23 protein-coding genes are annotated in these 25005 nt (G+C 68.3%); 3 read left to right on the plus strand and 20 right to left on the minus strand.

The annotated features are described in order from the left end of the window. Positions 1–7: 7 nt before the first annotated feature. From LWW96_RS00915 to LWW96_RS00930, 4 genes are all read right to left on the minus strand, one after another. Positions 8–595 carry an NAD(P)H-dependent oxidoreductase gene (locus tag LWW96_RS00915; protein WP_291483784.1) on the minus strand — a complete coding sequence of 196 codons (588 nt, stop codon included), beginning with the start codon at positions 593–595 and terminating at the stop codon, positions 8–10. Between the two features lie 19 nt (positions 596–614). After that, a complete protein-coding gene (locus LWW96_RS00920; protein ID WP_291483785.1) occupies positions 615–917 on the minus strand; it encodes a 2Fe-2S iron-sulfur cluster binding domain-containing protein in 303 nt (100 codons plus the stop codon). A 271-nt stretch (positions 918–1188) separates the two neighbouring features. Beyond that, on the minus strand, positions 1189–1845 hold the full coding sequence (locus LWW96_RS00925; RefSeq protein WP_291483786.1) for a TetR/AcrR family transcriptional regulator: 657 nt from the start codon (positions 1843–1845) through the stop codon (positions 1189–1191). An 83-nt stretch (positions 1846–1928) separates the two neighbouring features. Continuing rightward, entirely contained in the window at positions 1929–2468 is a 540-nt protein-coding gene (locus LWW96_RS00930) for a nucleoside deaminase (RefSeq protein WP_291483787.1), read from the minus strand. Positions 2469–2830: 362 nt separating this feature from the next. Here LWW96_RS00930 and LWW96_RS00935 point away from each other — a divergent pair, with 362 nt between their 5' ends. Next, a complete protein-coding gene (locus LWW96_RS00935) occupies positions 2831–3832 on the plus strand; it encodes a 2-oxoglutarate and iron-dependent oxygenase domain-containing protein (protein ID WP_291483788.1) in 1002 nt (333 codons plus the stop codon). Positions 3833–3924: 92 nt separating this feature from the next. Here LWW96_RS00935 and LWW96_RS00940 read toward each other — a convergent pair whose 3' ends face one another. From LWW96_RS00940 to otnI, 4 genes are all read right to left on the minus strand, one after another. Beyond that, positions 3925–4338 carry a VOC family protein gene (locus tag LWW96_RS00940; protein ID WP_291483789.1) on the minus strand — a complete coding sequence of 138 codons (414 nt, stop codon included), beginning with the start codon at positions 4336–4338 and terminating at the stop codon, positions 3925–3927. Continuing rightward, on the minus strand, positions 4335–5336 hold the full coding sequence (locus LWW96_RS00945; RefSeq protein ID WP_291483790.1) for a 2-oxoglutarate and iron-dependent oxygenase domain-containing protein: 1002 nt from the start codon (positions 5334–5336) through the stop codon (positions 4335–4337). Before LWW96_RS00945 ends, LWW96_RS00940 begins: the two co-directional genes overlap by 4 nt. 11 nt (positions 5337–5347) lie before the next feature. After that, positions 5348–6376 carry an ABC transporter substrate-binding protein gene (locus LWW96_RS00950; RefSeq protein ID WP_291483791.1) on the minus strand — a complete coding sequence of 343 codons (1029 nt, stop codon included), beginning with the start codon at positions 6374–6376 and terminating at the stop codon, positions 5348–5350. 385 nt (positions 6377–6761) lie between these two features. Next, positions 6762–7559, minus strand: coding sequence for a 2-oxo-tetronate isomerase (otnI, locus tag LWW96_RS00955; protein ID WP_291483792.1), 798 nt, complete (start codon positions 7557–7559; stop codon positions 6762–6764). Positions 7560–7700: 141 nt separating this feature from the next. On the opposite strand from otnI, the gene LWW96_RS00960 reads away from it, so the two are divergent. Continuing rightward, complete coding sequence (locus tag LWW96_RS00960) at positions 7701–8672, plus strand: sugar kinase (RefSeq protein ID WP_291483793.1); 972 nt, start codon at positions 7701–7703, stop codon at positions 8670–8672. Between the two features lie 174 nt (positions 8673–8846). Here the strand turns inward: LWW96_RS00960 and LWW96_RS00965 are convergent, their stop codons facing one another. The 8 genes from LWW96_RS00965 to LWW96_RS01000 all read right to left on the minus strand — a co-directional run bounded on the left by LWW96_RS00965 (position 8847) and on the right by LWW96_RS01000 (position 18525). Then, positions 8847–9335, minus strand: coding sequence for a nucleoside deaminase (locus tag LWW96_RS00965; RefSeq protein WP_291483794.1), 489 nt, complete (start codon positions 9333–9335; stop codon positions 8847–8849). Continuing rightward, positions 9328–10095, minus strand: coding sequence for an ABC transporter permease (locus tag LWW96_RS00970; protein WP_291483795.1), 768 nt, complete (start codon positions 10093–10095; stop codon positions 9328–9330). Before LWW96_RS00970 ends, LWW96_RS00965 begins: the two co-directional genes overlap by 8 nt. 24 nt (positions 10096–10119) lie before the next feature. Continuing rightward, positions 10120–10944, minus strand: a complete 825-nt coding sequence (locus LWW96_RS00975) for an ABC transporter ATP-binding protein (protein WP_291483796.1) — start codon at positions 10942–10944, stop codon at positions 10120–10122. 72 nt (positions 10945–11016) lie between these two features. Next, entirely contained in the window at positions 11017–12051 is a 1035-nt protein-coding gene (locus LWW96_RS00980; RefSeq protein ID WP_291483797.1) for an ABC transporter substrate-binding protein, read from the minus strand. Between the two features lie 219 nt (positions 12052–12270). Continuing rightward, positions 12271–14589, minus strand: a complete 2319-nt coding sequence (locus LWW96_RS00985) for an NADP-dependent malic enzyme (RefSeq protein ID WP_291483798.1) — start codon at positions 14587–14589, stop codon at positions 12271–12273. 182 nt (positions 14590–14771) lie between these two features. Then, on the minus strand, positions 14772–16259 hold the full coding sequence (locus LWW96_RS00990) for a nucleobase:cation symporter-2 family protein (protein ID WP_291483799.1): 1488 nt from the start codon (positions 16257–16259) through the stop codon (positions 14772–14774). 254 nt (positions 16260–16513) lie between these two features. Then, on the minus strand, positions 16514–17215 hold the full coding sequence (locus tag LWW96_RS00995) for a GntR family transcriptional regulator (RefSeq protein ID WP_291483800.1): 702 nt from the start codon (positions 17213–17215) through the stop codon (positions 16514–16516). A 29-nt stretch (positions 17216–17244) separates the two neighbouring features. Next, complete coding sequence (locus tag LWW96_RS01000) at positions 17245–18525, minus strand: C4-dicarboxylate transporter DctA (protein ID WP_291483801.1); 1281 nt, start codon at positions 18523–18525, stop codon at positions 17245–17247. 164 nt (positions 18526–18689) lie between these two features. Here LWW96_RS01000 and LWW96_RS01005 point away from each other — a divergent pair, with 164 nt between their 5' ends. Then, entirely contained in the window at positions 18690–20024 is a 1335-nt protein-coding gene (locus tag LWW96_RS01005) for a glycerate kinase (protein WP_291483802.1), read from the plus strand. Between the two features lie 86 nt (positions 20025–20110). On the opposite strand, the gene LWW96_RS01010 is transcribed toward LWW96_RS01005, so the two are convergent. From LWW96_RS01010 to LWW96_RS01025, 4 genes are all read right to left on the minus strand, one after another. Further along, complete coding sequence (locus tag LWW96_RS01010; protein ID WP_291483803.1) at positions 20111–21352, minus strand: ArgE/DapE family deacylase; 1242 nt, start codon at positions 21350–21352, stop codon at positions 20111–20113. Then, positions 21349–23127, minus strand: coding sequence for a 2-oxo-4-hydroxy-4-carboxy-5-ureidoimidazoline decarboxylase (gene uraD / locus LWW96_RS01015; protein ID WP_291483804.1), 1779 nt, complete (start codon positions 23125–23127; stop codon positions 21349–21351). Before uraD ends, LWW96_RS01010 begins: the two co-directional genes overlap by 4 nt. Before the next feature lie 64 nt (positions 23128–23191). After that, a complete protein-coding gene (gene puuE / locus LWW96_RS01020) occupies positions 23192–24142 on the minus strand; it encodes an allantoinase PuuE (RefSeq protein WP_291483805.1) in 951 nt (316 codons plus the stop codon). A 180-nt stretch (positions 24143–24322) separates the two neighbouring features. Continuing rightward, a complete protein-coding gene (locus LWW96_RS01025) occupies positions 24323–24991 on the minus strand; it encodes a GntR family transcriptional regulator (protein WP_291483806.1) in 669 nt (222 codons plus the stop codon). Positions 24992–25005 lie beyond the last annotated feature (14 nt).

Consider the following 25005-nt stretch of genomic DNA (forward strand, 5'->3'; position numbering starts at 1 on the left):
TGCCCCGTTACGCAAAGCGCGCCATGGCCTGGCCCACGCGGGCCTTGAAGGCCGCCAGACGCGGGGGCGTGGCCACATTCATGTGGTAGTAGGCGTGGTAGTCCACGCGCGCCTTGCCGCCGGTGAGCAGGCGCAGGTAGCGCGTGATGGACTTGCGCGGCGGGTCGCCCATGAACATCGCCGTCCAGCGCGGGCGGCCGTAGGTCACCACGGCGGCAATGCGCTTGATGTGCGTGAGCGAGGGTTTGACGTTGTGCGGGTCGCTGAGGTCGAACGCCACGCCGGGCATGAGCACGCGGTCGAAGAAGCCCTTGAGCATGGCCGGCATGCCGAAGCACCAGGTGGGGAAGCAGAACACCACGGCTTCGGCCCAGAGCAGCCGGTCCACGTAGCCCTGCACGGGCAGCCGGTTGCTGGGCACTTCGTGGTAGCCCAGCCGCTCGTCCCGCGTCATCACGGGGTTGAAGCCCTCGGCGTACAGGTCGCAGTCGTCGACCTCATGGCCGGCGCCGCGCAGCTGCTGCACGACCTCCGCATGCAGCGCCGCGTTGTAGCTGGTTTCCACGGGGTGGCAATAGATGACGAGGATGCGCATGGGGTGTCCTTCCAGGGAATCAGAGATCCAGCGTGAGCGTGGGGCTGTGGCAGCGGGCGCAGCACACGGCGACATGGGTGCGCTGTTCTTCGGGGCTCAGGCAGCTGTCGCGGTGGTCGGGCTCGCCGGCGGTCCACCGCGTCACGCAGGTGCCGCACACGCCTTGTTCGCACAGCGTCTCCACGGCCACGCCGGCCAGCAGCAGCACGTCGGCGATGCTCTCGCAGGGCGCCACCGGCAGGCGCAAGTGGCTGCGTTCCAGGATCAGGTCGAAACCGTGCCCTGCCGGGGCGGCCTGCGCTGTCGTGGGGAGTGTTTGCATGTTTGACCAGATGATTTGATCGATTGGTCAAACTCTTGCAAAGGCTGTGCCAGCCACAAGTCCTGCCAGTTGTCTTTGTGGTGGATCAATGGGAGATAGGGGTGGCGCACGGCCCTCTGCGCCGTGTGCGGCTGCGGCCGCGGACAGAGTGCTGCGCAAGCAAAGCCTCGCAATACCTGCGGCTATTGCTGGGGCGATTGCTGCGCTTTGCGCCGTGCGGTCCCTCCCGGTCCGCAGCGCACACTTTCCGCCCGATTCGGGCAGAGCCTCCCTAGTCTGGTGCGAGGCCGCAGCCCAGCAGCACAAAGCTGGTGAGCTCGCGCACGATGGGCGCGCGGTCGATGGGTTCGTCGGGCGCCAGGCCGAGCATGACATGCACCTGCACGCCGTAGTCCGCGTAGTGCTGCGTCATGCCCCAGATCTGCATGAGCAGCAGCTTGGCGTCGACCTGGCGCATACGCCCTTCGGCGATCCACCGGTTGATGAGGTCCACCTTCTGCTGCGTGGATTTCACGGCCACGGGCCAGTATTTGCCCAGGCTGCGCCCGCCGCCCAGCACCTCGGTGGTGAAGATGCGCGACAAGCCGGGGTTGTCCAGCGCGTAGTCGAGCTTCTTGCGCACGTAGTTGGACAGCACGGTCTTGGGGTCGTCGCTGTCGGCATCGAAAGTGAAGGCGTCCGACCAGCCGTTGAGGACCGAGTAGAGCAGCTCTTCGTACAGCTCTTCCTTGCTGCTGATGTAGTAGTGCAGCTGGGGCTTGGTCAGCCCCGCGCGCTCGGCAATGGCCTTGGTGGAGGCACCCTTGAACCCGTGGCGGCTGAACTCCGCAATGGCGGCTTCGCGGATGGCGCACAGGATGCGCTCGCGCCCCTGCTTGGTACGGTTCAGCAGGGCGCCGGAGGCGGCCTCGGCATCAGGTTCAGTCATGGCAAGGGGTGCAGAGGATCCTGGGTGGATGCGCCCGATTGTGCCTGCGCCCCGCGCATGCGGCTGAGGGCGCCGCACATGCGTCACGACCGCCAGAAGCCCACATGCGGTTCGCTGGCTTCGTCAATCAGTGCGGGGCCGATGCATTCAATGGCGTGGGGCGAGGCGTCGAACACGTCGCGGCAGGACAGCTCGGCGTCGCGCTGCTCGGCCCGGCCCCCGCGAAACTCGCGCAGCCGCACCGCGTCGATGCCGAACACCACGCGGCCGATGCCCGACCAGAAGATGGCGCCAGCGCACATCACGCAGGGCTCGGCCGAGGAATAGAGCGTGGCCTTGGCCAGCGCGTCGCGGCCCACGCGGGGGCTCAGCTGGCGCACGGCGTTGGTTTCCGCATGGCCGGTGCAGTCGCCGGTCTCGGTCGTATTGCAATAAGCCTCGGCCAGCACCTGGCCTTCGGCGCTGATGACCACAGCACCAAACGGCCGGTTGCCGCGCGCCCGCGCCGTGCAGGACCAGGCGATCGCCTGGCGCAGGTACATGCCGTCGGTTTCGTTCAGGGGCGTGGGCTCGTCCAGCAGGGCGGGGCCGTGGGCAAGGCGTGTGGGCAACAGGGCATGCATGGGGTGTCTCCAGGGGTTGTTTGAGGCGTTGGGGCACGTGTTGCATTTGGCATGCCAAGAACAATCGGTGACATTCCCCCGGCTGCGGCAGGCCGTGGCAGGCACCGTTCTTGCAAAGATGCGGGCAAGAGTAGAAGCGTTCACTGCGCTGCCTCGGAACGGCTCCGCCAGCGGCGCCCGCCTTCCGACGCACCGGCCGGAAATTGCTCTTGAAGCCCTCTTCCTCCCACACGCGTGCCACCCATGGCACGCGTGGGCTTCAGGACCGCGCCGCTCTGTGGACCGGCGCACGCCGGAAGCTCCTGGGTGGGACGAAGAGGTTGTTCCTCAGTTCTTTGTTGTCCCTTGTTCCGGAGCACACCATGACCGCTGCCACCGCACCCCAATACGACCTTGCCGAGCTGCAAAAGGAGACCCGCATGGGCGCCCTGGGCTCAGAAACCGGTACCCGCGAAATCCGCCGGATCGACCTTTCCCACTTCGACCAGCGCAAGCCTGAGATTGCCCAGCAGCTGTGGGATGCCGCCGTGGACGTGGGCTTCTTCCAGCTGGTGAACCACGGCATCGACCTGGCGGAGGTACGCCACGCGTTTGCCATGACCGAGCGCTTCTTTGCGCTGCCGGACGCGGTGAAGGCCCAGTACCCGCTGAAGAAGGCGCTTAACGTGGGGTGGGAAAGCCGTGCCCAGGTGCGCCCCTCCACCGGCACGCCCGACCAGAAAGAGTCCTACCAGATCACCCGCCCCCACATGCAGGGGCTGTGGCCCTCCGAGGCCGAGCTGGCGGGCTTTCAGTCCACCCTGCTGGCCTTTGAACGGCAGTGCTGGCAGGTGGCGATGCAGGTGCTTTCATGCTTTGCCTGGAAGCTGGGCTTTGACGACGGCTTCTTCGCCCGCGCGCACGATCCGGCACAGGCCAGCTACCAGAGCACCCTGCGCCTGCTGCACTACTTCGCCATCCCGCCCGAGCAGCAGGCCGGTCTGGGCCTGTGGCGGGCCGGCGCCCATACCGACTTCGACTGCCTCACGCTCCTCTTTCAGCGGCCCGGCCAGGGCGGCCTGCAGGTGTGCCCCGGCAAGGAGATGGACAGCCAGGCGTGGACGCCCGTGGAGCCGGATGAGCAGGCCATCACGTGCAACATCGGCGACATGCTGATGCGCTGGAGCGACGACCAGCTGCCCAGCAATTTCCACCGTGTGAAGAACCCCGCGCCGGGCGAGTACATGGGGCCGCGCTACAGCATCGCCTTTTTCGCGCAGGCCAACCGCGACGCCCTCATCGAGGGGCCTGGCAAGAAGTACCCGGCGATTGCCGCGGGCGACTACCTGAACCAGCGGGTGGCGGCCAACTTCAAGGCGTATTGACGCTTCCCGGTGCGCGGGCCGGGAAGCGCCCGGTCCGCCCGGCGGCTTGCCGAACGCCCGCCGGGCGCGCGCTGAATGTGGCGAGGAGCCCGTCAGGCCGGGTCCGGCAGCCCCAGGGCGCTGACCCGGAACACGTTGTCTTCCGGGTCGGCCAGCACGGCTTGCCATTGGCCGTAGTAGGTGGCGTAGGGCGGCTTGAGGACCTGGCCGCCCAACTGGGGCGCTTGCAGGCTGGCCGCTTCCACGGCGGCGGGCGTGTCCAGCATGAAGGTGGCGTAGCCCGTCACCTCACGCGGCCCGGGCCGGGCTGAAGCGGGCTGCCGGTCGGCCAGGCCCAGCAGGGCGTACGCGCCAGGCGCATTGAAGCCGAGCTGAAAGTGCTCCGTCTCCACCGCGCGGTACAGGGGCGAGCGCGTGCCGCGCGCCTCGGGCAGCCGCAGCAGGGCCTGGTAGAACTGCAGTTGGGCGTCGATGTCCTGGCACAGCAGGTTGAACCAGAGCCTCATGCCATCACCGCCGCCGTTGTGGAGCTGGCCGCGCGGTGGCCCAGCCCATAGGTCTTGCGGTACATGGCCTGCAAATGCTCGCCCACGGTGCAGGGCTCAAAGCGCGGGCGCTCCCCTGCGGGCACGCAGGTCGCCACAGGGGCCACCTGGGCCTCGTAGTCGGGCGTGTAGAAGAACGGGAGCGAGTAGCGCGGTGCGCCGCCGCTGTACACGTTGCGCACGCGGTGGGGGTTGGAGCGGTACAGGCCATTCGTCCAGCGCGGCACCATGTCGCCCAGGTTCACGACCAGCGCACCTTGCACGGGCGTGGCATCCACCCAGGTGCCATCGGGCAGCTTCACCTCCAGGCCGCCATGGCCGTCCTGCGCCAGCAGGGTGATGGCGCCCCAGTCGGTGTGCTCGCCCGCGCCAAAGGTTGACGCGTCGGCGCCCTCCGGATGGGGCGGGTAGCGCAGCATCCGCAAGGTGAGCATGGGGTTGGCATGCATGGGGTCGAAATAGTCCTCGCGCAGCTGCAGCGACAACGCCAGCAGTTGCATCAGCCGCAGGGCCAGCTGCTGCAGGGCGGCGATGTACAGGCGGCTGTACGCCGCCAGTTCCGGCAAACCCGCGGGCCACTGGTTGCTGCCGTAGGACTGGTAGCCGCGCAGCACATACGGGTGGTCGGCCGCATAGTCCAGCCCGCAGTAGAAGCTCTCCTTGAGGTCCGGGCGGGCGTTGGCGTCCAGCGTCTGCCCGCCCAGGCGCTCATACCCGCGCATCGATGGCGAGTGGTGCAGCGAGATGGCTTCCTTGTCCGCCAGCGGAAGGTCGAAGAACTGCCGCGCCAGGGCGAATTGCCGCGCGATGAGCTCCTGCGGCACACCGTGGTTCAGCACGTAGAAGAAGCCGGTCTCCGTGCAGGCCTGCCGCAGCTGGGAGACCACCGCGGCCACGGCCGGGGTGCGCGGCGCGCCCGCGTGCAGGGCCCCGGCAAGGTCGATGAGAGGGATGCCCATGGCGTCCGTCCTCAGGCCTTGAGCTTGCGGTCTGCGGCGGCGGGCAGGAAGCGGTCCGTCCAGATGTCGGCCACCGCCAGGCCGGGCTTGAGGCCGAAAGCCGACACCGTTTCGTCGATCGTCGCCTGCAGCCGCGCGGCGGTGGCGGCGCCCCAGCCGTTGGCGCGGGTCTCGGCGGTCTTCATGGTGCCGTCCACGATGAGCTGCAGGCGCTCGAACTCGATCTCTTCATGGGCCAGGGGCTCGCGGGCCTTGACGGCGGCAGCGCCCGCGCGCGGGTCCGCGATGGCTTCGATCCAGCCACGCGTGGTGGCCTTCACAAAGGCTTTCATCGCATCGGGCGCGTCCTGCATGCTCCGCGGGCTGGCCACCAAGCCGTTGCCGTAGGAGCGCAGGCCATGGTCCGAGAACCGGAACACCGTGATCTGCTCGGGAGCGAGGCCCCGGGCCTTCAGGTTGAGCAGGCCGGTGAAGAAAAAGTAGGCAGCGGCATCGAAGTCGCCCTTGACGAAGCGGGTGTCGCCGATGTCGGGCGCCACGTTTTCCCATTTCACGCCGCTGGCATCAAACCCCTGCGCCTTGGCAAAGGCCGGAAACAGCTTGCGGGATGCGTTGAAGGGCTGGCCCAGGATGGTCTTGCCTGCCAGATCGGCGGGCTTCTTGATGGCACTGTCTTTGCGCACCATCACCGAGTTGGGGTTCAGGTCGTACTGGATGGCGACCGCCGCCAGCTTGGACTGCGGATTGGCGGTGTTGAACTCGATCATGGTCGAGAGGTCGGCCGACGCCACGTCATACGCGCCGCCCGCCACCAGGCTGATGGCCGAGGCGGACCCATTGCCGGTGTCGATGGTGACATCCAGACCCGCATCCTTGTAGTAGCCACGCTGCTGTGCCAGCAAAAAGCCCGCGCCCGAGGCCTCCACCTTCCAGCCCAGGTTGAACTTGAACTTCTGCAGGCTGCCCTGGGCGCGCACAAACGGCGTGGCAGACAGCAGGGCGGCGGCGCCGGTGGCACGGATGAGGGAACGGCGTTGCATGGTGGGCACTCCTGGTCGTTGGCGGATAACCACGGTGGAGTGAAAAGCCAGGCTTCACACCCCTCCGAACGGGGGCATGCAATCAACCGATGGGCGCTCGGGCGCGATGCGGGGCACCTGCTTCCTGAAGACGCACGGCCCTGCGCGCCCGGGGTGGCGTCAGTCCATTGCATGCTTCAAGAGCAATTTCCGGGCGGGAGCCGCTGAACGCTTCTACTCTTGGCTCCCGGGCATCTGCAGGATCTGTGCCACGCGGCAGGGCGGCGGACGGCTGTTTTGCGCGCTGGGCCGCAGGCACCCTGTCGCTCGTTGGTGCGGCGGTGCACCGGGGGCAGGCGCGCCGCCTCGACTTTGGTGCGGCTCGGAAACGTCCGCGAGCAGCGTCTCAGAGCCAGGGCCGCAGCCAGCCCAGCCCATCGCGGGTGGCATGCGCGGCGGCGCCGCGGGCCGGGCGGTACTCGCAGCCAATCCAGCCGTCGTAGCCCAGCGCATCCAGCAACTGGAAGAGATAGGGATAGTTCACCTCGCCCACATCGGGTTCGTGCCGCTCGGGTACGCCGGCGATCTGGAGGTGGCCGACGTTGCGCGTGGGCAGGTACTGGCGGATCTTCATGGCCAGGTCGCCCTCCACGATCTGGCAGTGGTACAGGTCCATTTGTACCTTGACGTTGGCCGCGCCGATCTCGGCGACCAGCGCATGGGCCTGGTCCTGCCGGTTCAGGAAAAAGCCCGGCATGTCGCGGCCGTTGATGGGCTCCAGCAGGATCTGGATGCCGTGCGGCGCCGCCTGCCCGGCGGCATAGCGCACGTTGGCGATATAGGTGGCGCGCACGGTGGCTGCATCCGCTCCCTGGGGCACCAGCCCGGCCATCACGTGGATGCGCGGGCATTGCAGGGCCTGGGCGTATTCGATGGCCTGGGCAATGCCGTCGCGGAACTCGGCCTCGCGCCCCGGCAGGCAGGCCAGCCCGCGCTCGCCCGCGTCCCAGTTGCCGGGCGGCGCGTTGAACAGCACCTGCTGCAGCCCGTTGGCCTGCAGCCGCGTCGCCAGTTCTTGCGCAGGATAGGCATAGGGGAAGAGGTACTCCACCGCCTTGAAACCATCGCGCTCAGCGGCGGCAAAGCGGTCGAGAAAGTCCACGTCGTTGTAGAGCAGGGACAGGTTGGCGGCGAAACGGGGCATGACGAGCTTTCGGTCCGCAGGGCAGGCCGTGCGGCGGGTTTCGGCGAATGTATCGCACGCGGGGCGTGCGGCCGGCCCCGCGGGCACGCACAATGCGCGGGGGCGCCAGCGCCGCCGCGGCGTCCCGTTCAAGAATCCACCATGCCTACCCCCCTCGCATCCACACCTTCACCCGTTTCGCCTCCGGACGCTCTGGACGTCCTCACGGTGGGAGAGCCCATGGCCCTGTTCATGGCGCTCGGGCCGGGCGAGCTGCACGCCGTGCCAGACTTTCGCCGCGTACCGGCCGGCGCGGAACTCAATGTGGCCACGGGCCTGGCCCGCCTGGGCCTGCGCACCGGCTACATCACGCGGCTGGGCAATGACTCGTTCGGCCGCTTTTTGCGGGGCGTGCTCGCGCACGAAGGCATCGATGCCCGTTACGTGGTGGCCGACACGGCCCACCCCACGGGCTTCATGCTCAAGACCCGCACCGGCGACGGCAGCGACCCGCAAATCGAGTACTTCCGCAAGGGCTCGGCCGCCAGCCACCTGGGCGTGGCCGATGCACCGGCGGGTGCATTCCCGGCACGCCACCTGCACTTGACCGGTATTACCCCCGCGCTGTCGCAGACCGCCCGCGAGCTGGTGTTCCACCTGGCCCGCCAGGCCCGCGCGGCCGGCGCAGCCGTCTCGTTCGACCCCAACCTGCGTCCGCGCCTGTGGCCTTCGCCCCAAGCCATGGCCGAATGCATCAATGCCGTGGCCGCGCTGAGCGACACCGTGCTGCCCGGCCTGGCCGAGGGCCGCCAGCTCACCGGCCGCCACACGGCCGAAGACATTGCCGGCTTCTACCTGGAGCGCGGCGCGCGCCAGGTGGTCGTCAAGCTGGGGCCCGAGGGCGCGTACTACGCGCAGCAGGGCGGTGTCTCCGGCATCGCGCCCGGACTCCGCGTGGAGCGCGTGGTCGACACCGTCGGCGCAGGCGACGGCTTCGCTGTGGGCGTCATCAGCGGCTTGCTCGAAGGCCTGACGCTGGCCCAGGCGGCCGCGCGCGGCAACGTGATCGGGGCACGCGTGGTGCAGTTTCCGGGGGATGCGGATGGGCTGCCGACCCGGGCGGAGCTGGGCTGAGCGGACCTGGGGGGATCCTCTGCGTGAATCGCCGCGCCGTGTGCGTCGGCGCCTCGGGCGGTCTGCCCCGCAAGCAAATCCTCGCCAGAGCACCGGCTATGGCTGCGTTGTGCGCCTTGCAGCCCTTTTCCGATCGGCAGCACGCACTTGCCGCGCGATGCGTGCGGACGATCCTTAGCGCCAGAAGTCGCGGTGGGGTGCCGCCATCTCGTCCTCCAGCTCCGGCACGGGCCCGATGACTTCCACCGGCCGCTGCCCGCGCTCGAACACTTCGCGGCAGGGCAGCGCCAGCGTGGGGTTCTCGGGGTGGTTGCCGGTCAGGGCGAGCAGCGTCGTCTCCTGCGCGCCGTAGAGCACGCGGCCAATACCCGCCCAGTAGATGGTGCCTGCGCACATGGCACAGGGCTCGAAGGTAGTGACCAGCGTGCACTGGGCCAGATAGGCGCCGGGGTAGTTGGCGGCGGCGGTGCGCGCCAGGGTGCTCTCGGCATGGTTCACGGTGTCGATATTGCCCTGCTCGGCCAGCACGGTGTCGCCGTCGGGCGCCACAAGCAACGCTCCAAACGGGTGGCGGCCCATGGCCATCGCGCGGCGGGCCACGGCGTTGGCGCGGCGCAGCAGCGTGGCGGTCTGAGCAGCGCTTAACGCCGTCGCTTCATTCACCTTGCGAACCCCGGTGCGCCCACCCTGTCGTGCGCTTTTCGATCCAGCTGAACAGCTCGTACATCACCATGGCCATGGCGCCCACCACCATCAGGCCCGCAAACGCCAGGCCCATCTGCATGGACGAGCCGGCGCTGATCAGCAAGTAACCGATGCCCTCGTTGGCGGCGGTCATCTCGCTCACGGTGGTGCCCACAAAAGCGAGGGTGATGGCCACCTTGAGCGAGCCGTAGAAGTACGGCATGGAGCGGGGCAGGCCCACCTTGGTGAGAACGTCCCAGCGCTTGGCGCCCAGCACGCGCAGCACGTCTTCCAGCTCGGGCTCCAGCGTCGCCAGGCCCGTGGCGATGTTGACCATGATGGGGAAGAAGCTGATGAGGAAAGCCGTGAGGATGGCCGGCCCCACGCCGATGCCGAACCACACCACCAGGATGGGCACGAAGGCGGCTTTGGGCAGGGCGTTGAAGGCGGTCATCAGCGGGTAGACCGCCGCATACGCCACGCGCGAACTGCCGATCACAAACCCCAGCAGCACCCCCACGACGATGGCGATGCCGAAGCCCGCCATGGTGACCCAGAAGGTGCGCCAGGCATGGCCGGCAATGACGCCGCCAAATTCGACCAGTTGCTGGCCGATGGCCCAGGGGCTGGGGAAGATGAATTCGGACACGTTGAAGGCCGAGCAGAGGATTTGCCACAGCAGGACGATCGCGACCAGCAGGATCCAGGGCGACCAGCGTTCTACGGTTTTCTTGTGCATGGTGGGGCGGGCTGGTGTCAGCGTCTATTGGGCGATGGGCGCGCCAGCCTGGCGCATGGCGCCGATGTGGCCGCGCAGCTCGTGCACGATGTCGGTGAACTCTTTGGTGTAGGTGATCTCCAGGTCCCGCGGGCGCGGCAGGTCGATCTGGCGCTGCACGACAAAGCGGCCGGGGCTCTTGCTCATCACGTACACCGTGTCGGCCAGGAACACGCTCTCGCGCAGGTCGTGCGTGACGAGGATGACGTTGAATTTCTGCTCGGCCTGCAGGTCGCGCAGGATGCACCAGAGCTCTTCGCGCGTGAAGGCGTCCAGCGCGCCGAAGGGCTCGTCCAGCAGCAGCATCTTGGGCTCGTGGATCAGGGCACGGCAGATGCTGGCGCGCTGCTGCATGCCGCCCGACAGCTGCCAGGGAAACTTGTCCTCGTAGCCGCCCAGGCCCACCTTCTGCAGCAGGGCGCGGGCGCGGGCTTCGTAGTCCTTGCGCTTGGCCTTGAACTGGCTGCGGTGGGGCTCCACGATCTCCAGCGGCAGCAGCACGTTGTTCACGGTGGTGCGCCAGGGCAGGAGCGACGGCGCCTGAAAGGCCATGCCCGACACCTTCAGCGGCCCGGTCACCGGCTGGCCATCGATGAGGATCTTGCCCATCGAGGGCATCTTCAGGCCCGTGGCCAGCTTCATGAACGTGGACTTGCCGCAGCCCGAAGGGCCGACGATGGCGATGAATTCGCCCTGGTGCACTTTCAGGTCGATGGCTTCCACCGCGAACTGGTTCTTGGCGCGCAGCTCGTCGTTGTAGGCGAGCCAGACGTCGCGGAAATCCACAAAATAGTTGCCGGCAGCCTGCATGGGAATATTTTGGGTAAAAGAGGCCTGCAGCGCTTGATGGGCAAGCGCAAGCAGCTATCAATAATATAGCAATTACTTCTTCGGCAACACCGCGTTCAGCTCGGCGGCGGGCGGCAGGAAGCTACCGTTCCACACGTCGTCGGCGTTGACGCGGGTCTTGGTGTTGAACGCGTCAGAGACCTGCGAAGCCATCAGCGCCAGGCGCCCCGGCTTGGCCTGGCCGAAGCCTTCGGCGCGTGCGTCGGGGCTGTTGATGACGGTGTCGATGGCCAGTTGCAGGCGGCGGGTTTCCAGCGGCACGTTCACGATTCCGTCGCGGGCCTTCACGTGGTCGATGGCCGCGGCGGGGTTGGCCATGACTTCCTTGGCGCCCTTGGCGAACGCCGACAGGAAGGCCTTGATGGCCGCCGGGTTCTCCTTGATGAGCTTGGGGCTGGCGATGATCACGTTGCCGTAGAGCTTCACGCCGAAGTCCGCATAGGGCAGCACCACCACGTCGGCGGCCTTGGCGCCGCGGGCCTCCAGGTTCAGCAGCGAGGTGAAGGTGAAGCCGGTGATGGCATCGACATCGCCGCGCACCAGCATGGTCTCGCGCAGCGGCGGGTCCATGGCGGTCCATTGCACGGCGCCGATGCCATTGGCCTTCTGGAAGATGGGGAACGCGCGCCGGCCGGCGTCGAACACCGGCGCACCCATCTTCTTGCCCGCCAGGTCCGCGGGCTTGGTGATGCCGCTCTTCTTGAGCGCCATCACCGAAGCGGGCGTGTTGTTGTAGACCATCATCACCGCCACCGGCTTGTTCTGCGCGTCGGGGTTGTTGGCGTGGAATTCCATCACCGCGGCCAGGTCGGCAAAGCCCATGTCGTAGGTGCCGGAGGCCACGCGCTGCACGGCGCCGCCCGAGCCGTTGCCGGCGTCCACCGTCACGTCCAGGCCAGCGGCCTTGAACGTGCCCTTGGCCACGGGTTGCAGGAACAGGGCCGAAGGACCTTCGAAGCGCCAGTCCAGCTGGAACTTGATGGGGGTGAGCGTCTGTGCCTGCGCCAGCGAGAATGCGCCGGCGGCAGCCAGCAGGGCGGTGGATCGCAGGAACGATCGTTTCTTCATGGGGGCTCCTGTCGGGGAAAGGCTGAGGGGAGAGATGCCGTCTGCACGGCCGCATGGCCATGCCTGAGCAAATTCGGTGCCTGCTTTCGCCGCAGCGGAACCAGGCACGAGGCCATTGTTCCCTGAAGTGGTGCACGCGGGGATGCAGAGTTTCCCGAAATGGGGCGAACCCTGCCGGTTTTGCACCGCCCGGGGGTGCGCTCCCGGGCGGTGGGGCGGTCAGCTCCCCTGTTTGGGGCGTGCTGCCGCGCTGGCGACGGCCAGCGCCGTCATGTTGAGCACCCGGCGCACGGTGGCGGCCGGGGTCAGGATGTAGGCCGTGGCGGCTGCGCCCATGAGGATGGGGCCCACCGTCACGCCGCCGCTGGTCGTGGTCTTGAGCACGTTGTAGAGGATGTTGGCGGCGTCAATGTTCGGGCAGATCAGCAGGTTGGCCGAGTCGCTCAGCGTGGAATCCGCCATGTAGGCGTTGCGGATGTTCGGCTCCAGCGCGGCGTCGCCATGCAGCTCGCCGTCGCACTCGATCTCCGGGTGGGCGGCCACGAACAGGTCGCGCGCTTCGCGCATCTTGCGGGCCGAGGCGCGCTTGGACGAGCCGTAGCTGGAGTGCGACAGGAACGCCACCTTGGCCGGCAGCCCGAAGCGCTGCACCTCCTGCACCGACATCCAGGCGATGTCGGCCAGCTGCTGCGCCGTGGGGTCTTCGTTCACGTAGGTGTCGGCGATGAACAGCGTGCCGTTGCGGTCCGTCATCAGCGCATTGAGCGCCGCGTAGTTCGTGGCGCCGGGGGCGTGGCCCAGGATGTTGTGGATGCGCTCCAGGTGCGTCTCGTAGGTGCCCACCAGGCCGCAGATCATGGCGTCGGCATCGCCGAGCTTGACCATCAGCGAGGCGATGATGGTGTTGGAGCGGCGCACGGCGGCCTTGGCCACCTCGGGCGTCGCGCCGTTGCGCTTCATGAGCCGGTGGTAGTGCTCCCAGTACTGGCGGAAGCGCGGATCGTCCTCGGGGTTGCACACCTCCACATCCTTGCCCAATTGCATGCGCAGGCCGGCTTTTTCGATGCGGGCGGCAATCACCGCGGGGCGGCCGATCAGGATGGGCTGGGCGATCTTGTCGTCAATGGCCATCTGCGCGGCACGCAGCGCGCGCTCGTCCTCGCCGTCGGCATACGCCACGCGCTTGCTGCCTTGCGGCAGCGCCTTCGCGGCGTTGATGACGGGGCGCATCAGCATGCCGGTCTGGTACACGAAGCGCGACAGCGCTTCCTTGTAAGCCTCCATGTCCTCGATGGGGCGCGTGGCCACGCCCGACTCGGCAGCAGCTTTGGCCACGGCGGGCGCGATCTTGAGGATCAGGCGCGAATCAAACGGGGTGGGGATGAGGTAGTCGGGGCCAAAGGCGAGTTCCTTGCCCGCGTAGGCGCTGGCCACCTCTTCGCTGATGTCGGCCTTGGCCAGGTCGGCGATCTGGCGCACGCAGGCCAGCTTCATGGCCTCGGTGATCTTGGTGGCGCCGCAGTCCAGCGCGCCGCGGAAGATGTACGGGAAGCACAGGACGTTGTTGACCTGGTTGGGGTAGTCCGAGCGGCCCGTGGCGATGATGCAGTCCGGACGCACGGCCTTGGCCAGCTCGGGGCGGATCTCGGGCTCGGGGTTGGCCAGGGCCAGGATGATGGGCTTGGCCGCCATGGTCTTGACCATCTCGGCCGTGAGCACGCCGGGGGCCGAGCAGCCCAGGAACACGTCGGCGCCGTTCACCGCGTCGGCCAGGGTGCGGGCCTCGGTCTTTTGCGCGTACTGCGCCTTGGACTCGTCGAAACCGCCGGGGCGGCCTTCGTAGATGACGCCCTTGGAGTCGCACACGAAGACGTTCTCGCGCTTCACCCCCAGGCCCACCATCACGTTCAGGCAGGCAATGGCGGCAGCGCCCGCGCCCGAAACGGCCACTTTCACGTTGCCGATTTGCTTGCCCACCAGCTCCAGGCCGTTGAGCAGCGCCGCGCTGCTGATGATGGCCGTGCCGTGCTGGTCGTCATGGAACACGGGGATGTTCATGCGCTTGCTGAGTTCGCGCTCGATGTAGAAGCACTCGGGCGCCTTGATGTCTTCGAGGTTGATGCCGCCCAGCGTGGGCTCCAGCGCCGCGACGATCTCGATGATCTTGTCGGGGTCGCGCGCGTCCAGTTCGATGTCGAACACGTCCACGCCCGCAAACTTCTTGAACAGGCAGCCCTTGCCTTCCATCACCGGCTTGCCGGCCAGCGGGCCGATATCGCCCAGTCCCAGCACGGCCGTGCCGTTGGTGATCACGCCCACCAGGTTGCCGCGCGAGGTGTAGTCGAACGCCTTGGACGGATCGGCCTGGATGTCCAGGCACGGGTAGGCCACGCCGGGCGAATAGGCCAGCGACAGGTCGCGCTGGTTGGACAGGGGCTTGGTCGGGGTTACCGCGATCTTGCCCCGGCCGGGGTTGCGGTGGTACTCGCGTGCAGCGTCGCGCAGCGATTCTTCGGCAGCGGAAAGTTTCTGGGTCATACGGGAATCCTGGAAATCCTTGGCAGAAAGCCAACAACAAGCGTACCCGATGGTGAAGCGGGCACGCCTGGCGGTTTATGCGAATGCGGCATGGGGCGCAAACCTCTTGCGGCAGGGCCGCCCCCCGAGGGCGCGGCCCCGCAGTCGTGGGGCTGGGGCTCTTCGGCAGCGCGGGCGCGACGCTAGTGGGCGTCGGCCTGGCGTGCGGCGTTCACAGCGGCGGAGGTGTCGCGGCTGGCGCCATTGAAGAAAACGTTCAGGGCCACGGCCGTGATCGAGGCCAGCAGGATACCGGATTCGATGAGCGGGTGGATGGCATGCGGCATCCACTGGCGGAAGTTGGGGGCGATCAGCGGGATCATGCCTACGCCGATGGAGACCGCCACGATCATCGCGTTGAAGCGGTTGGTCTTGAAATCCACGCCGCCCAGGATGCGGATGCCGGTGGCGGCCACCATGCCGAACATCACCAGCCCCGCGCCGCCCAGCACCACGGTGGGCAGCGACTCGACCAGCGCCGCCAGCTTGGGCAGCACGCCCAGCACGATGAGGATGGCGCCCCCGGCCACGCAGACGAAGCGGCTCTTGACGCCCGTGACCGCCACCAGCCCCACGTTCTGCGAGAAGCTGGTGTACGGAAAGGTGTTGAAGAGGCCGCCCAGCAGGGTGCCCAGCCCGTCGGTGCGCAGCCCGCGGGTCAGCGCTGCCTGGTCCACCTTGCGGTCGGTCATCTCGCCGAGCGCGAGGAACATGCCCGTGGACTCGATCATTACGACGATCATCACCAGCGTCATGGTCAGCACCAGGATGGGGTCGAACACCGGCGCGGCGATCTCAAAGGGCAGCACCAGGTCGAACCACTGGGCCTTGGCCACCTTGTCGAAGTTCATGAGGCCCATGGCCACCGCCGCGATGGCGCCGATCACGATGCCCAGCAGCACGGAGATGTTGGCCACAAAGCCCTTCGCAAACTTGGCGATGAGCAGGATGGACAGCAGCACCAGCCCCGAGATGCCCACGCCCGTGAGGTCGGCGTACTTGGGGTTGGGCACCGTGGGCACCACCGCAAAGCCCTTGGGCACCGGCGGCAGGGACGAGCCCGGTGCGCCGGCGGCGGCCTGCATCTCGGTCAGCCACTTCAGGTGCTCGGGGTTCACCACGTTGGGGGCGGTCGGGCCCACGGGGTTGCCGAAGATCCAGTTGATGCCCACGCGCATCAGGCTGATGCCGATGACCGCGATGATCGTGCCCGTGACCACGGGCGGGAAGAAGCGCAGCATGCGGCTGACCAGCGGGGCGATGGCGATGGAGATCACGCCCGCACCGATCACCGCGCCGAAGATCAGCCCGGCGCCGGCCGTGCCGCCCGTGCTCTGCGCCATGGACACCATGGGCGCCACCGAGGCAAACGTCACGCCCATCATCACCGGCAGCCGGATGCCGAACCACTGCGTGGCGCCCAGCGCCTGGATCAGCGTGACCAGGCCGCAGACGAACAGGTCGGCCGAAATCAGCTTGGCCACCTGCTCGGGCGTGAGGTTGAGCGCACGGCCGACGATGAGCGGCACGGCCACCGCGCCGGCATACATCACCAGCACATGCTGCAGGCCCAGGGCCGTGAGCCGGGCCAGCGGCAGGTGTTCATCCACGGGGTGTACGGGCGGGTGCATGGCGGGTTCCTTAGGGCGTGTTGGAAATACGAGGGTGTGTGCGGACACGCATGCACATTCCGTGCACAGGAATCCATACAAAAATCGTATACAAAACGTGGCCGTGGCTGATCGCGGTAAACCCTTAGGCCGGTTTCGGGAATCGCCCCGGCGTGCCGCCGGACGGGCCGGCACGCTGGAGGTGCGCCTGGGGCTGAACCTGCGGGGTTGCGTGCACCCTGGTGGTGCGACGCTTTGGGCGGGGGCTGCGGGGATCAGCCCTGGGCCGGGGCGGCGCGGCGGCTGCCGGCCAGCGGGGCCAGGGATTCGCGCAGCCGGTCGCGCAGGGGCGGCGGGGCGGGGTTCAGCGCGCCTTCCACATTGCCGATGTGGGCCAGCATCCGTTCGCGCGCCAGGGCGGTGTCGCCGCGCTCCAGCGCTTCGACGATGGCGGCGTGCTCGGCGCAGGACTGGCTGGCCGCGTGCCGCGACTGGTAGAGCGATGCCGCCAGCGTGGTGCGGGCGGTGAGGTCGCGCAGGATGTCGCTCAGGCTGCGGTGGCCCATGGCTTCCGCCAGGCACACATGGAAATCCGCCAGCAGGAACGCCCGCGTGGCCGCGTCGGCGCCCTCGATGGCCTGCTGCTCGTCCGCGATATGGGTGCGCAGGCGGCGCGTGACGGCCTGCAGCGGCGTGCCGGCGTCCGCCAGGATGCCCGACTCGATGATGCGGCGGGCCGAGAACGCATCCCGCGCGTCTTCCACCGAGGGCTCCACCACATACCAGCCCCGGCGCGGGCGCACTTCCACAAAGCCGCGGGCCTGCAGCTGCATCAGCGCTTCGCGCACCAGGGTGCGGCTCACGCCGAACAGATCGGCCAGCTCCTGCTCGCCCAGGCGCTCGCCCGGCGCCAGCTTCTGAGCCAGGACGGATTCGACCACCTGCTGGGCGATCTGGGTCGGGTTGGTGCTGTGCATGGAGCGATTGTCGTCGCGCAAGGCGCCGGTCAGAGCTGCTGCGCCGGCGGCTCGCGGCCGTCCAGCACGGCGTGGGCGCGTGCGCGGTCGATGTCGCCTTCCCAGGCGGCGATCACCACGGTGGCCACGCAGTTGCCGATCAGGTTGCCCAGGGCGCGGGCGATGCCCATGAACCAGTCCACCGACAGCACCAGCACCAGCCCGATGGCGGGAATGGCCGGGATGGCGTGCAGCGTGGCCGCCAGCACCACGATGGCCGAGCCCGGCACGCCGTGCGCGCCCTTGGAGGTGACCAGCGAGATCGCCAGGATGGTCAGCAGGTCGGCCATGCTGATGGGCGTGTTGGTGGCCTGGGCGATGAACACGGCCGCCAGCGTGATGTAGATGGAGAACGCGTCCAGGTTGAACGAGTAGCCCGTGGGGATGACCAGGCCCACGGTCGATTCGCGGATGCCCAGGTGCTTGAGCTTGGCCATGATCTGCGGCAGCACGCTGTCCGACGAGGTGGTGGCAAACACCACGGCCAGCTCTTCGCGCAGATAGCGCAGCAGCTTGAACAGGCTGAAGCCCGACACGCGCAGGATGAGGCCCAGCACCACCACCACGAACACCGCCACCGCCGCGTAGAACAGCGCCACCAGCAGGCCCAGCTGCTTGAGCGAGCCGATGCCGTACTTGCCCACCGTGAAGGCGATGGCGCCCAGCACGCCCAGCGGGGCCAGCTTGATGATCAGGCCCATGGTCTTGAACAGCACCTGCGACAGGTCTTCGATGAGCAGGGTGACGCGCGCGCCGCGCTCGCCCAGGAGCGCGAGCGCGCAGCCGAACACGATGGAGAACAGCAGCACCTGCAGCACGTCGCCGGTGGCAAAGGCGCTCACCGCCGTGGTGGGAATCAGCTTGAGCAGAAAGTCGCTGAGCCCGCCGCCCGTGAGCTTGCTGGCGTTTTCCACATAGGCACCCATGGCCTTTGGGTCCAGCGCGTTGGGGTCCACATTCATACCCACGCCGGGCTGAAACCAGAAGGCCAGCACCAGGCCCAGCACCAGGGCGATGGAAGTGACCACTTCAAAGTACACCAGCGCCTTGATGCCCACCCGGCCCACGCGCTTGAGGTCGCCCGTGCCCGCGATGCCGTGCACCACCACGCAGAACACGATGAGGGGGATGAGCATCTTGATGAGCTTGATGAAGCCATCGCCCAGCGGCTTGAGCTGCACGGCCGTGTCCGGCCACAGCAGCCCGACGGCCACCCCGGCCACCAGCGCCAGGACCACCCGGCCGAACAAGGAGTTGAGAAAGCGAAGCATGGGGAAAGCCCTCAGGTGTGACGGAAGCGAGATTGGCAAACTTGCATACAAGAAATGTAGACAAAGCCTGCGCACCAGAACATCGGGTTATCCCGCCCCAGCGCTCCTCCAGCCCACGCCGGGCAGGGGGTTGCCGCACAATCCCGGCACATCCTTGCCACGCCATGACCGCCCCCGTCCCCGACCCCCAGCGCCAGCCGCGCGAATTTCTGGAAACCCTGTACCGCGCCGCCGTGCGCCGCGCGTTGCCGCTGCACAACACCGCGGCGTTCCTGCCGCCGCCGCCCCGCCGGGAGAGCGGGGGGCGCACACTGGTGCTGGGCGCCGGCAAGGCCGCCGGCGCCATGGCCCAGGCGGTGGAGGCCCTGTGGCCGGCGGACGCGCCACTGTCGGGCCTGGTGGTCACGCGCTACCACCACACGCCGCCGCGGCCGGCAGGCCTGGCCCAGCGCATCGAAGTGGTGGAGGCGGCCCACCCTGTGCCCGACGCCGCGGGCCTGGACGCTGCGCGCCGCATGCTGGCGCTCGCCCAGGGCCTGACCGAGGACGACCTGGTGCTGTGCCTCATCTCCGGTGGCGGTTCGGCCTTGCTGACGCTGCCGGCCGAGGGGCTCACGCTGGCGGACAAGCAGCGCATCAACCAGGCGCTGCTGGACAGCGGCGCCGCCATCGACGAGATGAACTGTGTGCGCAAGCACCTCTCGCGCATCAAGGGCGGGCGGCTGGCGGCTGCGTGTTTTCCGGCGCGGGTGGTGACCCTGGCCATCAGCGACGTGCCGGGCGACGACCCGTCGGTGATCGCCAGCGGACCCACGGTGCCCGATGGCACCACCTGCGCCGACGCGCTGCGCATCCTGGACCGCTACCGCATCGAAGTGCCCGCCCCGGTGCGGGCAGCGCTGCACGCGGGCCAGCTGGAAACGCCCAAACCGGGCGACGCCGTGTTCGCGGGCCACGCCGTGCACCTAGTGGCCACGCCCCGGCAGTCGCTGCAGGCCGCGGCCGAGGCCGCGCGCGCCGCGGGCGTGCAGGCCCACATCCTGTCGGACGAGATGGAGGGCGAGTCGCGGGAGGTCGGCAAGGTGCACGCGGCGCTGGCCCGGGCGGTGGCACGCCACGGCCAGCCGTTTGCGCGGCCGTGCGTGATCCTCTCGGGCGGAGAGACGACGGTGACGGTCCGGCGGCCATCGGCGGACGGCCCCCGCGGCCGCGGCGGCCGCGCCGGGGAGTTCTGCCTGGGCTTGGCGCAGGCCCTGCAAGGGCAGCCCGGGGTGTGGGCGCTGGCGGCGGACACCGATGGCATCGACGGCGTGGAGGACAACGCCGGTGCCGTGGTGGCGCCCGACACGTTGGCGCGCGCCCGGGCGGCAGGGCTGCGCATCACCGACGCGCTGGACCGCAACGATGCCTACGGCTTTTTCTCCGCCCTGGGCGATCTGGTGGTGACCGGCCCCACCCACACCAATGTGAATGATTTTCGCGCGCTACTAATTTTGTAGCTGGTGGCGCTTGTCCAGTAATCGCTAGCGCTCTTTTTGGCTCGGATTCCCGCGGGCGCAGACCGGGCCGTCAGGCCCGGCGGCGGCTATGCCAGCAGGTCGCTGAGCGTGCGCGCAATCACCTGGGTGGCGCGGCGCAGGTCCTCCAGCTCCAGGCGCTCGTCGGCGCGCTTGGCGTGCGATTCGAGTACGGTGCGCGGCCCCGCGCCGTAGATCACGCCGGGGATGCCGCGCTCCACGTACAGGCGCACGTCGGTGTACAGCGGCGTGCCCACGGCGGGCAGTTCCTGGCCCATCACGGCGCGGCCATGCTTTTGCAGGGCCTCCACCAGCGGGCGGTTGCCTGGCAGCGGCGTCATGGCGTTGGCCAGCAGCAGGCGCTTGATCTCGACCGTGATGCCGGCGCGCTCGCCTGCCGCCTGCTCGATGACGCGGCGGATGGTGGCTTCCACCTCGGCCGGGTTCTCCTCGGGGATCATGCGGCGGTCCAGCTTGAACACCACCTTGCCGGGCACGACATTGGTGTTGGTGCCGCCCTCGATGCGGCCCACGTTCAGGTACGGGTGCTTGATGCCCGCGACGTTGGACGTGACTTTCTTGTACTCGTCGTTCTGCGCGTACAGCGCGTTCAGGATGTGTACCGCGCCCTGCAGCGCGTCCACGCCGGTGTGCGGCACCGCCGCGTGGGCCATCTTGCCGTGCACGGTCACTTCCATCTGCAGGCAGCCGTTGTGGGCGGTGACCACCTCGTAGCTGAAACCGGCGGCAATCATCAGGTCGGGCTGGGTGAGGCCGTTTTTCAACAGCCAGCCGGGGCCCAGCTCGCCGCCAAATTCCTCGTCGTACGTAAAGTGCAGTTCCACCGCGCCCTGGGCGGGCTTGGCCACGGCTTCCAGGGCGCGCACGGCAAAGGTGAAGGACGCAAAGTCGCTCTTGCTCACGGCGGTGGCGCGGCCGTACATCTTTCCATCGACGATCTCGGCGCCGTAGGGGTCGCGCGTCCAGCCTTCGCCCGGCGGCACCACGTCGCCATGGGCGTTGAGCGCAATGGTCTTGCCGCCGCTTCCATACGGCCGGCGCACGATGAGGTTGGTGATGGATTCCATGCCGTAGGCGTGCACCTCGGCCGCAGGCACGGCGTGCTTCTCGGCCGCGTAGCCAAAGTCCTTCAGCAGCTCGGCCGTGCGCTCGGCATGGGGCGCGTTGTTGCCGGGCGGCGTGTCGGTGGGCACGCGCACCAGGGCCTGCAGGAAGCGCACTTCCTCGTCAAAGTGCTGGTCGATCCAGGCGTCCAGGGCGGCGTAAGAAGCCTGTGTGGGAGTGGTCATGGTTGGGTTTCCTCGGCAAGCTGGTGCAGCACCTGGGTGAAGGCGTCAATCGCCAGCTGCATGTCGTCGTTGGTGGTGGATTCGAGCGGGTTGTGGCTGATGCCCGAGTTCTGGCCCCGCACGAATAGCATGGCCTGGGGCATGATTTCGTGCAGCTTCATGGCGTCGTGCCCGGCGCCGCTGGGCATGCGGAACACGGGCAGGCCCAGGGCGTCCACGGCGCGTTCCCACTGGTGTTGCAGGGCGGGCGCGCTGGGCGCGGCGGCGGCGCGCATGGATTCCTCCAGCGTGTAGCGCAGGCCGCGGCGCTGGGCGATGCGGTCCAGCGCATCGAGCACGTCACGCACCAGGGCGTCGCGCTGGGGATCGGTGGGGGCACGCAGGTCCAGGCTGAACTGGCAGCGCCCCGGCACCACGTTGATGGAGCCGCCCGGCACGTTCAAGAGGCCGATGGTGCCCACCGAGTCGCCGTCCTGCGCGGCGCGCTGCTCCACGTGCAGCGCCAGCTCGGCCACGGCCACGGCGGCATCGCGGCGGCGGTCCATGGGGGTGGTGCCCGCGTGGCTGGCGGTGCCGATCATCTCGCCCACGTAGCGCACGCCGCCGTTGATGGAGGTGACCACGCCCAGCGGCAGGTCCAGCTCGTTGAGCACGGGGCCTTGCTCGATGTGCACCTCGATGAAGCCCAGGTACTGCGCCGGGTCGCGCTGCAGCTTGGCAATGTCGGCGATGCACAGGCCCGCGTGCTGCATGGCCTCGCGCATCGTCACGCCGTCGGCATCCTTCTGGTCGAGCCACGCGAGGTTGAAGTGGCCGATGAGCGCGCCCGACCCTAGGAAGGTGGCCTTGTAGCGCTGGCCTTCCTCCTCGGCGAACGCCACCACCTCGATGCCGAAGGGCAGGCGCTTGCCGGCACGGTGCAGCTCGCGCACGCAGGCCATGGGCACGAAGATGCCCAGGCGCCCGTCGTACTTGCCGCCGTTGCGCACGGTGTCGTAGTGGGAGCCGGTCAACAGGGTTCTGGCGGTGGGCTGTGCGCCGTGGTAGCGGCCCACCACGTTGCCCACGGCGTCGATCTCCACGCTGTCAAAGCCGCAGTCGCGCATCCAGTGGCTGATGCGCTGGGCGCAGGCGCGGTGCGCGTCGGTGAGGTAGGTGACGGTCAGCTGGCCCTTCTCGGCAAAGCCGGGGTCGGAGTGTTCGGCCAGCCTTTCGTGCCAATCCCACACGTCGTTGCCCAGCGTGGGCTCGGCGCTGAACTTGTCGGCCAGGCGGATCTCGGCGATGCGATGGATGTTGCGCAGCGCCTCGGTCTGCTCGAATTCGGGGTGGTTGTCCAGCCGCCGGGCGAAGGTGTCGATGATCTCGCGCTTGGTCAGGCCCGTGCCCCGCGGCCCGCGCACGGCCAGGATGAAGGGGAAGCCAAAGCGCTCGTTGTACGCGGCATTGAGCTGCTGGATGCGCTCGAACTCCTCCGGCGTGCACTGGGTCAGGCCCGCCTTGTTCTGTTCGTTGGTGGATTCGGCAGTGAGGCTCTTGGCCACCATGGCCTTGCCCGCCAGCTCGGGGTGGGCGCGGATCAGGCCCAGCTGTGCCTCTGTGCGGGCCGTGCGCACCACCTGCGCCAGCGCATGCTTCAGGTGCGCCAGCGAGCGGAAGGGCCGCTGCGCCAGCGCCTGTTCGGCGATCCAGGGCGAGTGTTCGTACAGCCCGTCCAGCAGCGCCAGCGCCTCGGCGGGACTGGCGGCGTTGAGTTGTTCCAGGGTCAAGGGCATGGGAGGTGCTTCCAAAAAGTGAGCTGCTCGCGCTTGCTGGGTAAGCGCTGGAGGCCGATTTCATTCATAAGACGGGTGCCGGGTGGTGCTGCGCCCAGTGCCGCGCGATGTCGATGCGCCGCGCCACCCACACCTTGTCATGCTGCGCGATGTGGTCCAGAAACCGCTGCAGCGCCGTGATGCGGCCGGGCCGGCCCAGCAGGCGGCAGTGCATGCCGATGCTCATCATCTTGGGCGCGTTGTCGCCAGCCGGGTCCCCTTCGGCATAGAGCGCATCAAACGTGTCCTTCATGTACTGGAAGAACGGGTCGGCGTGCGAGTAGCCCTGGGGCAGGGCAAAGCGCATGTCGTTGCAGTCCAGCGTGTAGGGCACGATGAGTTGCGGCACCACGCTGCCATCGGTCTTCTTCACTTTCATCCAGAAGGGCAGGTCGTCGCCGTAGTAGTCGCTGTCGTAGGCAAAGCCGCCGTAGTCGGCCACCAAGCGGTGGGTGTTGGGGCTGTCGCGGCCGGTGTACCAGCCCAGCGGCCTTTCACCCGTCATGTGCTGGAGGATGTCCATGGCCTCGCGCATGTGGGCGCGCTCCACGTCTTCGGGCACGTGCTGGTAGTGGATCCATTTGAGGCCGTGGCAGGCGATCTCGTGGCCCAGCTCCACGAACGCGGCCGTGAGCTCGGGGTGGCGCTGCAGCGCGGTGGACACGCCAAACACCGTGAGCGGCAGCCCGCGCTTTTCAAACTCGCGCAGGATGCGCCACACGCCGGCGCGCGAGCCGTATTCGTAGATGCCCTCCATGCTCATGTGCCGCTCGGGGTAGCTGGCGGGGTTGAACATTTCCGAGAGGAACTGCTCGCTGCCCGCGTCGCCGTGCAGCACGGCGTTCTCGCCGCCTTCTTCGTAGTTCAGCACGAACTGCACCGCAATGCGGGCACCGCCGGGCCACTGGGCGTGGGGCGGGTTCCTGCCGTAGCCAATCAGGTCGCGGGGGTAGGGGGCGGTGGCGTCGTAGATCATGTCGGGCAGTTTCCTTGGTTATCCGTAGCGTTGCGCGCTACCCGCGGCCGATGAAACCGGCAGGGTTCAGGCGAGGGCAGCCGCGCAAGGGCCGCCCCGCCGCGCTGGCTGCGTCCCCCTCCCGTAGCGCGCAGCGCGTAGAGAGAGAGAGGGAAGGCGCGAAGCGACTCAGGGAGTGTTTCATGTTGCCAGCGCAGCGGCCAAGTCGCTTGCCGGGCGCTTGCGGTCGAAGGCCAGGCTGGCCTCCACGTGTTCCAGGTGGAGCTGCATCAGGTGCACGGCGCGCTCTTCGTCGCGGGCGGCCAGCGCGGCCACGATGTCGGCGTGCTCCTCGTGCGAGTGTTCGGCGGCGCTGGCTGACTGGTACATCAGCGTGATGAGGGCGCAGCGCGAGATCAGGTCGCCCAGCAGCTGCGCCAGCACCTCGTTGCCCATCAGCTCGGCCATGCGCACATGGAAGTCGCCCAGCAGCTCGGTGCGGCTGCTGGCGTCCGCGCTGCCCACGGCGGCCTTTTCGGCGGCCACGTGGGCGCGCAGGGCCCGGATCTTGGCGGGCGTCACCTGGCGCACGAAGGCGCGGGTCATCTCGGTTTCCAGCATGCGGCGCACGGCAAACACCTGCCGTGCCTCCTGGGCCGAGGGCGTGGCCACAAAGGCGCCGCGCGCGGGCTCCAGCGTCACCAGGCGGTTTTGCGCCAGCTGGAACAGCGCCTGGCGCACCAGCGTGCGCGACACGCCAAAGTGGTCCGCCAGCTTCTGCTCCGCCAGCTTGGTGCCGGGCTGCAGGCGGTGTTCTACGATGGCGCGGGTCAGCGCCTCGACAATGGCGCTGGTGGACGAGGATTCCATGGCGGGAGGGTACT

The organism is Acidovorax sp., from assembly GCF_021287135.1.
Taxonomy (GTDB): domain Bacteria; phylum Pseudomonadota; class Gammaproteobacteria; order Burkholderiales; family Burkholderiaceae_C; genus Acidovorax.

What these genes read in the sequence shown, in the direction of transcription:
- LWW96_RS01010 (WP_291483803.1), bottom strand. Translation starts at nt 21,352, where the DNA reads ATGACCACTCCCACACAGGCTTCTTACGCCGCCCTGGACGCCTGGATC.
- otnI (WP_291483792.1), bottom strand. Translation starts at nt 7,559, where the DNA reads ATGCCCCGTTTCGCCGCCAACCTGTCCCTGCTCTACAACGACGTGGAC.
- LWW96_RS00960 (WP_291483793.1), top strand. Translation starts at nt 7,701, where the DNA reads ATGCCTACCCCCCTCGCATCCACACCTTCACCCGTTTCGCCTCCGGAC.
- LWW96_RS00980 (WP_291483797.1), bottom strand. Translation starts at nt 12,051, where the DNA reads ATGAAGAAACGATCGTTCCTGCGATCCACCGCCCTGCTGGCTGCCGCC.
- LWW96_RS00935 (WP_291483788.1), top strand. Translation starts at nt 2,831, where the DNA reads ATGACCGCTGCCACCGCACCCCAATACGACCTTGCCGAGCTGCAAAAG.
- uraD (WP_291483804.1), bottom strand. Translation starts at nt 23,127, where the DNA reads ATGCCCTTGACCCTGGAACAACTCAACGCCGCCAGTCCCGCCGAGGCG.
- LWW96_RS01025 (WP_291483806.1), bottom strand. Translation starts at nt 24,991, where the DNA reads ATGGAATCCTCGTCCACCAGCGCCATTGTCGAGGCGCTGACCCGCGCC.
- LWW96_RS01000 (WP_291483801.1), bottom strand. Translation starts at nt 18,525, where the DNA reads ATGCTTCGCTTTCTCAACTCCTTGTTCGGCCGGGTGGTCCTGGCGCTG.
- LWW96_RS00930 (WP_291483787.1), bottom strand. Translation starts at nt 2,468, where the DNA reads ATGCATGCCCTGTTGCCCACACGCCTTGCCCACGGCCCCGCCCTGCTG.
- LWW96_RS00915 (WP_291483784.1), bottom strand. Translation starts at nt 595, where the DNA reads ATGCGCATCCTCGTCATCTATTGCCACCCCGTGGAAACCAGCTACAAC.
- LWW96_RS00970 (WP_291483795.1), bottom strand. Translation starts at nt 10,095, where the DNA reads ATGCACAAGAAAACCGTAGAACGCTGGTCGCCCTGGATCCTGCTGGTC.
- LWW96_RS00995 (WP_291483800.1), bottom strand. Translation starts at nt 17,215, where the DNA reads ATGCACAGCACCAACCCGACCCAGATCGCCCAGCAGGTGGTCGAATCC.
- LWW96_RS00950 (WP_291483791.1), bottom strand. Translation starts at nt 6,376, where the DNA reads ATGCAACGCCGTTCCCTCATCCGTGCCACCGGCGCCGCCGCCCTGCTG.
- puuE (WP_291483805.1), bottom strand. Translation starts at nt 24,142, where the DNA reads ATGATCTACGACGCCACCGCCCCCTACCCCCGCGACCTGATTGGCTAC.
- LWW96_RS00945 (WP_291483790.1), bottom strand. Translation starts at nt 5,336, where the DNA reads ATGGGCATCCCTCTCATCGACCTTGCCGGGGCCCTGCACGCGGGCGCG.
- LWW96_RS00985 (WP_291483798.1), bottom strand. Translation starts at nt 14,589, where the DNA reads ATGACCCAGAAACTTTCCGCTGCCGAAGAATCGCTGCGCGACGCTGCA.
- LWW96_RS00940 (WP_291483789.1), bottom strand. Translation starts at nt 4,338, where the DNA reads ATGAGGCTCTGGTTCAACCTGCTGTGCCAGGACATCGACGCCCAACTG.
- LWW96_RS00925 (WP_291483786.1), bottom strand. Translation starts at nt 1,845, where the DNA reads ATGACTGAACCTGATGCCGAGGCCGCCTCCGGCGCCCTGCTGAACCGT.
- LWW96_RS00975 (WP_291483796.1), bottom strand. Translation starts at nt 10,944, where the DNA reads ATGCAGGCTGCCGGCAACTATTTTGTGGATTTCCGCGACGTCTGGCTC.
- LWW96_RS00920 (WP_291483785.1), bottom strand. Translation starts at nt 917, where the DNA reads ATGCAAACACTCCCCACGACAGCGCAGGCCGCCCCGGCAGGGCACGGT.
- LWW96_RS00990 (WP_291483799.1), bottom strand. Translation starts at nt 16,259, where the DNA reads ATGCACCCGCCCGTACACCCCGTGGATGAACACCTGCCGCTGGCCCGG.
- LWW96_RS01005 (WP_291483802.1), top strand. Translation starts at nt 18,690, where the DNA reads ATGACCGCCCCCGTCCCCGACCCCCAGCGCCAGCCGCGCGAATTTCTG.